This window comes from Pedobacter sp. 01T416_2, from assembly GCF_056398925.1.
Window position 1 is genome coordinate 1 of the sequence record NZ_JBFTQI010000119.1, and the last position, 10,306, is coordinate 10,306.

The window sequence follows — 10,306 nt, forward strand, 5'->3', positions numbered from 1 at the left end:
AGATCTACCATATAGCTCCGTAGGTGAATATGCTTAACTTCTAAAAAATTTAGCTCGAACGTAATATTGACATACTCTTCAAACTGATCTAAATCTGTTTGATAAGAGGTAATGGTGTGCTGAGAATAGCGCTTCTCGTGAGTTAAATAGGTTATAAAACTTTTTAGCAACATTCAATATCTTTTTGAGGGGCATTGATATGAAGTTACAAATAGTTTTGATATAAAGAAATCATTAATTAATTGTTTATTGTAAAGTTTTTGATTTCTTTTTAAAACAAAAAAGTCCTCCCGATTTTACATCAGAAGGACTTTAACGTATTTATATCTTAAACAACTATGCAGTTGTATCTTGATTCATATTCTGAATGTAAACAGCATGTTTAATTTCAGTACGGCGAGCAACGGATTTTTTCTCGTATGCTTGGCGACTACGCAGTTCTCTCAATACACCAGTTTTTTCAAACTTTTTCTTGAAACGTTTAAGGGCTTTATCTAATGATTCGCCGTCTTTAATGTTGATAATGATCATAACGCTGAAATACCTCCTCTCGTGGTTTTTAAAATTTCCCGTGCTATCGGGGCTGCAAATGTAAGCAAAATATTGAAAATGAGAAAGGTTTTATAAAAAGAAAATTTATTTAAATCGTTGGTTAAACTAAACTGTTGTTTACCTACATTTATATATACATTATATGATATGACAACAGGCAAAAAAGTAGGCTCAATTATCGCGGTTATAGTTGTTATTTTACTAGTAGCAATTTGCTATTACCGGTATTTCTTTGTTTTTGGCGAAGGCGTTAAAGCCGGCGAATTAAATTATGTAGTAAAGAAAGGTTATCTGTTTAAAACCTACGAAGGGAAATTGATCCAGAGTGGGGTAAAATCCAGACAAGCGGGAACATTACAAAATAATGAGTTTGAGTTTTCTATTGCAAGTAAAGAAATTGCAGATAAAATGATGGCCAATAGTGGCAAATTTTACGAACTCCACTATAAGGAATATAAAAATACCCTGCCTTGGCGCGGATTTAGCGTTTATGTAGTAGACAGCATTTTAACTACTAAAGATATACCGCAATAAGCTGAAAGTCCAAAGACCAAAGCTTAAAGCGCTGTGCAGGTAGCTTAGAGTATCTATATTTGCTTTGTTCTTTCAGCTTTGGTCTTTAATCTTTTTTCCTAGGTACCTTCGCTCCTTCTTTCCTGGCTTCCGATAATCCGATAGCAATTGCCTGCTTTTTAGAAGTCACTTTTTTACCTGATCCGCTTTTAAGCTTACCTTCTTTCATTTCGTGCATGGTTTTTTCTACTTTCTCACCAGCTTTTTCTGAATACTTTGCCATATTTTTAATTCATTAGTTCAATGGTCAATAGTTCATTGGTAATTGCCCATTGGTTATTACTTTTTAGTCTTTTAATCTTAGTAAAAACACCGGCAATTGAAAGTTGGTTTTGAAAATTTTAAAACAAAAAAATCCGGAGGTGGTTAAACCGTCCGAATGCTCATAATATATTTGGTTTTTCGTTAACTAAGTTCCAGCTTTAGTCTTTTAGCTTTAAGCTAACACCTCTCTTGCGATTACAATTTTTTGTATTTCAGACGTTCCTTCGCCTATTGTACATAATTTACTGTCGCGATAAAATTTTTCTACCGGAAAATCTTTGGTATAACCATAACCGCCAAATATCTGAACAGCTTCTGTTGCTACCCTTACCGAAACCTCTGAGGCAAAGTATTTTGCCATGGCCGATTCTTTTGTCATGGGCAAATGCCTGTTCTTTAAATCTGCCGCCTGGCGGATCAATAATTCGGCTGCTTCAATTTCGGTAGCCATATCAGCCAGTTTAAAACTAATGGCCTGAAAGCTGGAGATTGGCTGACCAAACTGCTGGCGTTGTTTTGAATACGCTACCGCAGCATCAAAAGCACCTTTTGCAATACCTAAAGCCAATGCCGCAATAGAAATTCTTCCGCCATCTAACACTTTCATCGCCTGTTTAAAACCTTCGCCAACATTACCCAATAAATTAGCTTTTGGCACACGGCAGTTATCAAAAATCATTTCTGTGGTTTCTGATGCACGCATGCCTAATTTATTTTCTTTTTTGCCTGCTGTAAAACCTGGTGTACCTCGCTCTACCACAATGGCCGAAATCCCTTTCGAACTTCCCTGCTCCCCGGTTCTTACCATTACCACAGCGATATCGCCGCTTTTGCCATGGGTAATCCAGTTTTTTGCACCATTTATTATATAGTCATCGCCATCTTCAACAGCGGTGGTCATCATTCTCAACGCATCCGAACCTGTGTTTGCTTCTGTTAAACCCCAGGCACCAATCCATTCGGCCGTAGCCAGTTTTGGTAACCACCTCTGCTTCTGTTCTGCATTGGCAAAGGCCAGAATATGCCCGGTACATAAAGAATTGTGTGCAGCCAATGATAAGCCGATTGAACCACAAACCCGGGCCACTTCTACAATTACATCAACATATTCCTGATAGCCCAATCCAGAGCCTCCATATTCTTCGGGAACCAAAACACCCATTAAACCTAATTCGCCGAGCTGTTTAAACAATTCGACAGGAAAATGCTGTGCCTCATCCCATTCCATTATATGTGGACGAATGTTTTTCTCTGCAAAATCGCGGACCATGGCCTTTACACTCTGCTGAGTTTCTGTTTCTGAAAAATCGAAGCTTACGCTCATTAAATTTATATTTTAAAGTTAGTTGAGGCAATTATAAACAATTATTTGATAGTTAATTACCATTAAATATTTGTGCAATTACAGAATGAAATGGTATTCGGTTCAATTAGTTTATCGGTTAATTTTAAACCTTGAAATTAACGGAGAAAGTTTTTTTCTATTTTTCTTACAACTATAGCCAAATAAACTAATTATATGGTGTTTTTGATGAATATAGATAAAATTGAAGGAATGATAGTAGATGAATACATTCAGTTTTTCGCAAAACATTTGTTGAAAATGGATTCTCTTAAACTTTGCAGACAATTAACTCCTATACTAGCTCAGAACAGGAAATACATAATTTTTAATTTGGTTGTCTTTTTTTGGAAATCAGGTACAGAAGCGTTTGGCGTTATTCAGCCCTGCTCTCCACTTTACTCCGTTGCACTACGTGTTCGTTCCGATCAGGTTTAGGTGGCGCGGCCAGCACTATGATTTGGGGGTTGCTTTTCAAATAATATTTAAAACTTAACCTTTAAATTCAAGGTGCTAAAAAGAAATATAAGGCGTAATCTTATCAATAACCTCTTGGTTTAAAATGATGATCTTTTTTAAATCGGATGAGTTAGCATAATTGCCATGCTGCTTACGGTATTGAATAATGGCATTGATCTGCTTGTAAGAGAGGTATGGATTGCGCTTTAAATCATCAAACGTTGCTGTATTTATATTTATTGTTTTTAATGGGGCATTACTGATTTCAATCTGATCTTTAATTTCGGCATACTTATTAGAATCTAATCCATAAACTTCGAGAAGCTGCTCTTTCTTGTAAAAACCACCTAAACGTTCACGGTATTTAATAATTCTAAGCGCAAAAGTTCCGCCAATGCCTTTTATCTTATCCAGTTGTGCAGAATCGGCCTTATTAATATCGACGATTACTAAAGTTTTTTTAGCGTATTCTTTTTTATCGAAAGGTGCATATTTTCTTGAGGTATTGATGGGCTGATCGGGTATGTTAACATAGGGCAATATCTTTTTATACATTTCTGGCGAAATGGTATACATTTTCTGAAGATCTTCGGCTTTGTAAAACTTACCGCCCTTAGCGGTATAATTCATAACCGATTGTGCCTGTTTTGCTGATAAACCTAGAGTTTGCCAACCCTGTGCATCTAAAGTATTGGGATTGAATTTGAAAAGTTTAACCGTTTTTTTGGGATTCGAATTTTCAATCCGATCACGAATGGTATGGGCATATACCTGATCTGTTATGGTTATCTTCTGAATTTGTGCTAAAAGATTTGAACCATCATTTGAAAGGGGCCGATAATAGCCATATATAATAGGTGTTGCCTTAATTACAATAATAATAAAGACTAGAAATAGCAATCCATTAAATTCACTTTTGCTAACACCAAAATTTTTGTTGAGCCAAATTCTCATTGATGCGATATGACATGTGTATTATAAATATAAATCTTATTTTTGGAATTGCAAAACAGAACAGGTTTTGCCTATCAACGCCATAAGAATTTTATATGAAGATCATAACTACATCTGAGTTTGCGAAAGCAACAAAGATAGATAAGCTAGGTGTACCAGGTTTAGCGGGTTTGATGATGGAGATCATGAAACTGAACGACATTAATGATGTATTCGCTCAAAATCAACACTTTAAAGGTTTAGAGTTTGTAGATAAGATACTGGAAACCATTGGCGTTTCTATCGAATTTGACGATGATGATTTAAATTGCATTCCGAAAACAGGACCATTTATTGCCATTGCAAACCATCCTTATGGAGGTGTAGAAGGTTTGGCTTTGGTTAAACTTTTATGTACGGTTAGGCCAGATGCCAAGGTGATGGTAAACTTTATTCTGAAAAAAATACCGAACCTTGATGAGTTTTTTGTTGCTGTTAACCCTTTCGAAAACGTTCAACATACATCGAGCATCAGTGGTTTAAAAACTACTTTTGATCTGCTTAGAAACGGGGTTCCGATCGGGATTTTCCCTGCAGGAGAGGTTTCTACCTTTAAGTTGGATGCCCAACAGGTAACCGACAGGATGTGGCATCCTGTTGTTGGAAAACTGATTGCTAAAGCAAAAGTACCCGTTGTACCTATTTATTTTCACGGTAATAACGGGGTTTTCTTTAATATTTTAAGCTTCATCCACCCTACCCTGCGTACTGCAAAGTTACCTTCGGAGTTTTTAAATAAACATGGGCGCACCATTAAGGTACGGATTGGCAAACCAATAGCCGTATCTGAAATTTCGCACATGAACAGCAGCAATAAACTGATGGACTTTTTAAGGGCCCGTACATATGCACTTGGTATTGGCTTAGATACAGAGAAAAAACTCTTTAATCCACTAAACTTGTTCAAAATTAAAAAGAAACCTGTTGAGGTAATTGAAGAAACTTCGAGGCTTTTAATTAAAAATGAGGTGATACTTTTAGAAGATTTTAAAGTTTGGACGGAAAAAAATTACGAAGTATACATTGTTCCGACTTTAAAAATCCCCAATATTTTAAGAGAAATTGGCCGTTTGCGCGAAATTACTTTCCGAGAGGTTGGTGAAGGAACCAACAAAAAAATCGATCTCGACAATTACGACATCTACTATAACCACTTATTTATTTGGGATAAGGATTTAGAAAATATTGTAGGTGCTTACCGGATTGGTAAAGGTGATGAGATTTTAGAAAGCATGGGCCGCCGTGGATTCTACCTATCAGAACTGTTTAAAATGAAAGATCAATTCTACCCAATGTTGAGACAGGGAATCGAGCTGGGCAGATCGTGGATCAGAAAAGAATACCAGGGCAAACCACTTCCATTATTTTTGCTTTGGAAAGGAATTTTAAAATACCTGATCGATAACCCACAGTATCGCTACATGTTTGGACCGGTAAGTATCAGCAACAACTTCTCTAAATTTAGCAAGGCCTTAATTGTAGATTACATTACAAAAAACCATTTCGATTATGAGATGGCAAAATATGTGAAGCCAAGAAACAAGTTTAAAGCTGATCTTTTACCAATTTCTACAGATACATTGGTTGATAGCAGCGAGTCTTTTAAAGATCTGGATAGCATTATCGGCGATATCGAAAACTCGCATATTAAGATTCCGGTATTGTTGAGGCAGTATATGAACCTGAATGCGAAGATTATCTCATTTAATATCGATCCTAAATTTTCCGATTGTTTAGACGGCTTCTTAGTGGTTGATACGCATAATATTCCACCAGAAATGCTCGAAAAGCTCGGCAAGAATCTATAAACGAATTCCATAAAAAAACCCAGACATCCATCTGGGTTTTTTATTATCAACTAACCTAAACTTTATAAATACTAACCAAATATTTATGCCACAAAAGTAGGTTTACCCTGTTAAATTGGTGTTAATGAAATATTATTTATAGAATTTTCTTCCTTACAATTTCTTAATCGATTAATACGCTGTTGTTCATATTATTCCATTATCTTTAGGTACTCTGTATGAGCTATGATAAACATTCTTCTTCGTGAGAACCGAATGTTTCCCGCCCTTATATTTAGCTCAAATAAAAAATCATTTATCAAGTTGCTTCCCTAATGGAATCGATTTTGAACTATAATTATGACAGTCATTTCTAAAGAGAATTTTTCAAAGGCAACAGGCATTTGTAACATTCCAATCCCTGGCCTTGCTTCCTTTTTAATGAGGTTCTTGAAGATTAACGACTTCAATGGAATTATTAGAGATGCGAATACCTTAGAAGGAGAAAAATTTGCCAATCATATTCTGGATGTTCTGGGCGTTACCATTCAGATCACTGATGAGGATTTAGCCAACATTCCTAAAGAAGGTGCATTTATTGCGATTGCAAACCACCCCTACGGTGCTATAGAATCATTGGCATTATTAAGTACTCTTGCCAATTACCGACCTGATACGATGTTTATGGGGAATTTTCTGTTAAAAAAAATCCCAAATCTGGAGAAATGTATTATCGCGGTAAATCCGTTCGAAAAAGTTCAGGATTCATCAAGTATTAGCGGATTAAAAACAACTTTAAAAGTTTTAAAAGATGGTAGTCCTGTTGCTATTTTTCCGGCAGGCGAAGTTTCTTCTTATAAATTCAGAAAAAATCAGATTACCGACCGTGAATGGCATCCCGTGGTTGGGAAAATCATCTCAAAAGCCAATGTACCCATACTACCGGTATATTTTCATGGTAATAATGGCATCTTTTTTAGCCTGCTGAAATTTATACACCCTTCGTTACAAACAGCAAAGCTTATTTCAGAGTTATTCAACAAAAATGGTCACCAGTTAAAAATCAGTATCGGCAAACCCATTCATTTGAAAGAAATAGACTGTAAAGATTGTAATACCTCGCTTTTAAAACATTTAAGAAAAGGGCTTTATGCCCTAAAAAAGTAAGCTGATCCGGAATCATGAAAATACAATGTTAATTTCCCGTTAAGCACCAACCTTATTGTTGACATAAAGAAATTGTTGCTTTTGTGTTAATAATAAGTAAATTTAATGTAACCAAATATGGAGCGGTTTGAAAAGAGGGAGTTACATATATATTTTGAGGACCATTTTGTTCGTTTGCCTGATGATGAATGCCATCATCTCGAAGGGACAGAATTATTCTTTTGATTTTTATGATGGAACTTTCAACTTTAGTGTAGATTCTTCAGTCGTTTTTCCAATACCAAAAACAGCAACTACATCAGCCGTTTCAAACTTTTACAGCCGCATCTCTTCTGGCCAATACGCACCTCTTATCTCGTCTTTAGAAAAATACCAGAAAAAATATAATTTAAACGATTGGATTTATTATCAACTGATCCGAAAAACAGCCGAACAGATTAGTCCAAAAGCAGATAATTATTTTAGCTATACTTTATACAAATGGTTTTTACTGAGTAAATGCGGCTACGATGCAAGATTAGCTGTAGGCAATGATCAGGTTATCTTTTATGTAAGAAATGAAGAGGATATCAGCGATATTCCGTTTTTTATGATTGACGATAAAAAGTTTATGTGCTTAAATTACCACGATTATGGCAAACTGTTTAAACAGGCCGATGCTTATAAGCCTGTTAAAATTTTAATTCCAGAAGCTAAAAATCCTTTCTCTTATAAGGTTACCCGAATGCCCGATTTTAAACCAGAAAGTTATCAGGAAAAAGATATCGAATTTAGCTATCGTCAAAAAATCCATCATTTTAAGTTAAAAGTTAATGAAGATGTACAAACCATTTTCAAAAACTATCCGGTAGTCGATTTTGAGAGTTATTTTAATATCCCTTTGAGCCGGGAAACCTACAGCTCTCTTATTCCCACCTTGAAAGAAAACCTGAAAGGCATGGATCAGAAAAAAGGTGTCGATTACCTGATGAGATTTACCCGTTATGGTTTTTTATATGAAGATGACGGTGAAAATTTTGGCAAGGAAAAACGTTTCTCGCCCGAACAAACATTATTAAGTACCTACAGCGATTGCGATGACCGGGCCGCACTATTTTTCTACTTGGTAAAGGAAATATATAACCTGCCGATGATCGCCTTGCTATACCCTAAACATTTAACTATCGCTGTTCAGTTTGACAAACCAGTTGGCGAACCGATTACTTATAAGGGCAAAAAGTATTCGTACTGCGAGCCTACACCCCAGGCTCAGAATCTAAAAATCGGACAACTTTCATCAAATTTCAAGAACAGTAAATACGAAGTAGTTTATGCATATGAGCCTAAGAAATAAGCCCTTCATATTAAATTAATGTTAAAAAATCGTTATTTTATCAATAACAGGTTGATTCATTAGCTATTTAAGGTAATTTAGATTTCTCATATTGAGTTAAATCTAAAACCTTGTCTATGTCTGCTATTATCTATACCGTTTTAAAGGAGTTTTTTGTTGAGGTGAACGGTCACGCTATAAAGGCTAGAATTATGTCGCCGATTAACGATGGCAAAGTTTTCGTTTTCAAAATCAGTTCATTTTACAAAAGCAAAACCGATTCTGATGCTTATGAGCCCGCATCAACATTTACTTCTTACGCAAATGCTGAACGACATTTACTTCAATACCTGGAAGGTTTCCAGAATACCCTAGATCTTGGCGGCGATATAGCACCAGGAAGTACTTTTTAGTTGTTTTCTTTATCATCTTTCTCAGGCGGAAGTTCAGACTGGATTACCTCTTCTTCAAATTCCTTTTTGTCTTTTTGGTTTCTTTTGATCAGGTAGGCAATTAAAATAATGACCAGAACCGCAACACCGATTAATATTGGATAATTCATATTCGTTCGATTAAATTCTAACCTATGTGATTTAACCTAAGTTATGAGAAATATTTTATATGTTAAGCAGTTAGCTACGTGTTAACATAATCATAATATTAATTTAACTTTCCGATTCTCTATCTTTGGGAAAACCCATAAGTTTTAGATGAAAAAGAACAAATCCAAGTCGAAAAGTCATTCGACAAGCAAAAAACTACGCAAAGAATTAGAATCGAAATTAGCCCTTGCATTTAACGAACTTGTTATCCAGTATGGCAAAGCAAAAAAAGCCGATAAAGTAATCGAAAAATTTGCAAAGCAATTAACTAAAAAAGTTACTTTCGCCACTCAAGATGATTCTATAACGCCATATATCAAAGAAGAGGAAGTTACTCCTGCGACTCCGAAGGCAAAAGCTGCTAAACCTGCTGTAGCAAAGAAAGCAAAAGAAGAGGTTAAAGAGGCAGTATAAATACGATTATAAAATAAAGCGGGTGTTCACCATTATGATGAACACCCACTTTTTTATGCTTATTAAAGAATAGTTTGCTATTATAGATTAGCTAACAAATCTACACCATCAACAGTAGCCCATTTTCCTTTTGTTAAAGAAGCACCCGTTGCAGTAGTTGAAGTAGTCCAGTTGGTACCAAAACTTGCTGCGTTTACTGTGAAAGTTGTTGCACCTGCGATGAACAATGTAGGGGTATTAGTTATTTTTACGTTTGTTAATTTAATTTTTCCAGTTAATACCTGATCGTTATAAGTAACTAAATCTTTGATTTGAACTGCCCCACCGACAAGTGCTGTTGGAGTTGTTTGGCTATTATATCCATCAATTACGATATTGCTGTAATCGCCATTACCCTGTGCTTTAAATTGTAAAGCATCTAACTGAATTTCACTTTGTGCTTCAGTTGTGGTACCAGCAGCTCTTTTTAAAGTAATATTGGTTACTTTAGGCCAAAATGCATTGTTAACACTTTTTGCTTCTACTTCCATGCCGTAGTTAGCCACACCAGTTTGATAAGCAAACCAGTTGGTATTGTCTTGACCTCTCCAGCCATCTTGCCAATCGAAAGCATCATCAGCATTACCATAAGAAATTAAGTTTTTAGCACTTACAGTTCCACCATAAAATTCGAAACCATCATCATTTCCTTTGTAAGAAACCAGGTTTTCTAATACTGTTCCACTACCTACTGAGTAGAATGAGAAACCATTTTGTTCTTTAGAGTTGGTAGTAATTACACGACCAGCATATTCTACTCTTACATATTTTAACGAACCACCATTATGGGCAGCATTAGTAC

13 protein-coding genes and 1 pseudogene are annotated in these 10,306 nt (G+C 35.6%); 7 read left to right on the forward strand and 7 right to left on the reverse strand.

Features of this window, described 5'->3' with window-relative positions; translation table 11 throughout:
- Both AC1DPQ_RS07330 and rpsU read right to left on the reverse strand, forming a co-directional pair.
- Positions 1-173: site-specific integrase (locus tag AC1DPQ_RS07330; RefSeq protein WP_477608592.1), on the reverse strand; the 173-nt coding region annotated here is incomplete at its 3' end.
- 163 nt (positions 174-336) lie between these two features.
- Positions 337-531, reverse strand: a complete 195-nt coding sequence (rpsU, locus tag AC1DPQ_RS07335; protein ID WP_086549247.1) for a 30S ribosomal protein S21 — start codon at positions 529-531, stop codon at positions 337-339.
- A gap of 168 nt (positions 532-699) precedes the next feature.
- On the opposite strand from rpsU, the gene AC1DPQ_RS07340 reads away from it, so the two are divergent.
- Complete coding sequence (locus AC1DPQ_RS07340) at positions 700-1,086, forward strand: hypothetical protein (protein ID WP_029277247.1); 387 nt, start codon at positions 700-702, stop codon at positions 1,084-1,086.
- A gap of 85 nt (positions 1,087-1,171) precedes the next feature.
- Here the strand turns inward: AC1DPQ_RS07340 and AC1DPQ_RS07345 are convergent, their stop codons facing one another.
- A complete protein-coding gene (locus AC1DPQ_RS07345) occupies positions 1,172-1,348 on the reverse strand; it encodes a DUF6496 domain-containing protein (RefSeq protein WP_477584846.1) in 177 nt (58 codons plus the stop codon).
- Positions 1,349-1,561: 213 nt separating this feature from the next.
- On the reverse strand, positions 1,562-2,713 hold the full coding sequence (locus AC1DPQ_RS07350; RefSeq protein WP_230143489.1) for an acyl-CoA dehydrogenase family protein: 1,152 nt from the start codon (positions 2,711-2,713) through the stop codon (positions 1,562-1,564).
- Positions 2,714-2,920: 207 nt separating this feature from the next.
- Here AC1DPQ_RS07350 and AC1DPQ_RS07355 point away from each other — a divergent pair, with 207 nt between their 5' ends.
- Entirely contained in the window at positions 2,921-3,169 is a 249-nt protein-coding gene (locus AC1DPQ_RS07355) for a hypothetical protein (protein ID WP_477584845.1), read from the forward strand.
- Between the two features lie 75 nt (positions 3,170-3,244).
- On the opposite strand, the gene AC1DPQ_RS07360 is transcribed toward AC1DPQ_RS07355, so the two are convergent.
- Positions 3,245-4,144, reverse strand: coding sequence for a ComEA family DNA-binding protein (locus AC1DPQ_RS07360; protein ID WP_477608584.1), 900 nt, complete (start codon positions 4,142-4,144; stop codon positions 3,245-3,247).
- 95 nt (positions 4,145-4,239) lie between these two features.
- Here AC1DPQ_RS07360 and AC1DPQ_RS07365 point away from each other — a divergent pair, with 95 nt between their 5' ends.
- The 4 genes from AC1DPQ_RS07365 (at position 4,240) to AC1DPQ_RS07380 (ending at position 8,862) form a co-directional block, all read left to right on the forward strand.
- Complete coding sequence (locus tag AC1DPQ_RS07365; protein ID WP_477608586.1) at positions 4,240-5,991, forward strand: lysophospholipid acyltransferase family protein; 1,752 nt, start codon at positions 4,240-4,242, stop codon at positions 5,989-5,991.
- Between the two features lie 339 nt (positions 5,992-6,330).
- Entirely contained in the window at positions 6,331-7,137 is an 807-nt protein-coding gene (locus tag AC1DPQ_RS07370; RefSeq protein ID WP_477608588.1) for a lysophospholipid acyltransferase family protein, read from the forward strand.
- Positions 7,138-7,318: 181 nt separating this feature from the next.
- Positions 7,319-8,470 carry a hypothetical protein gene (locus AC1DPQ_RS07375; protein WP_477608590.1) on the forward strand — a complete coding sequence of 384 codons (1,152 nt, stop codon included), beginning with the start codon at positions 7,319-7,321 and terminating at the stop codon, positions 8,468-8,470.
- Between the two features lie 116 nt (positions 8,471-8,586).
- Positions 8,587-8,862 (forward strand): hypothetical protein, encoded by a 276-nt coding sequence (locus AC1DPQ_RS07380; RefSeq protein ID WP_116250017.1) that lies wholly within the window; start codon positions 8,587-8,589, stop codon positions 8,860-8,862.
- Here AC1DPQ_RS07380 and AC1DPQ_RS07385 read toward each other — a convergent pair.
- A complete protein-coding gene (locus AC1DPQ_RS07385) occupies positions 8,859-9,011 on the reverse strand; it encodes a hypothetical protein (RefSeq protein ID WP_215129302.1) in 153 nt (50 codons plus the stop codon). The genes AC1DPQ_RS07380 and AC1DPQ_RS07385 overlap by 4 nt on opposite strands.
- Positions 9,012-9,159: 148 nt before the next feature.
- Between AC1DPQ_RS07385 and AC1DPQ_RS07390 the strand changes: the two genes are divergently transcribed.
- On the forward strand, positions 9,160-9,465 hold the full coding sequence (locus AC1DPQ_RS07390; RefSeq protein ID WP_477582993.1) for a hypothetical protein: 306 nt from the start codon (positions 9,160-9,162) through the stop codon (positions 9,463-9,465).
- 80 nt (positions 9,466-9,545) lie between these two features.
- On the opposite strand, the pseudogene AC1DPQ_RS07395 reads toward AC1DPQ_RS07390, so the two are convergent.
- Positions 9,546-10,306: pseudogene (locus AC1DPQ_RS07395) on the reverse strand (hypothetical protein); the annotation flags it as partial.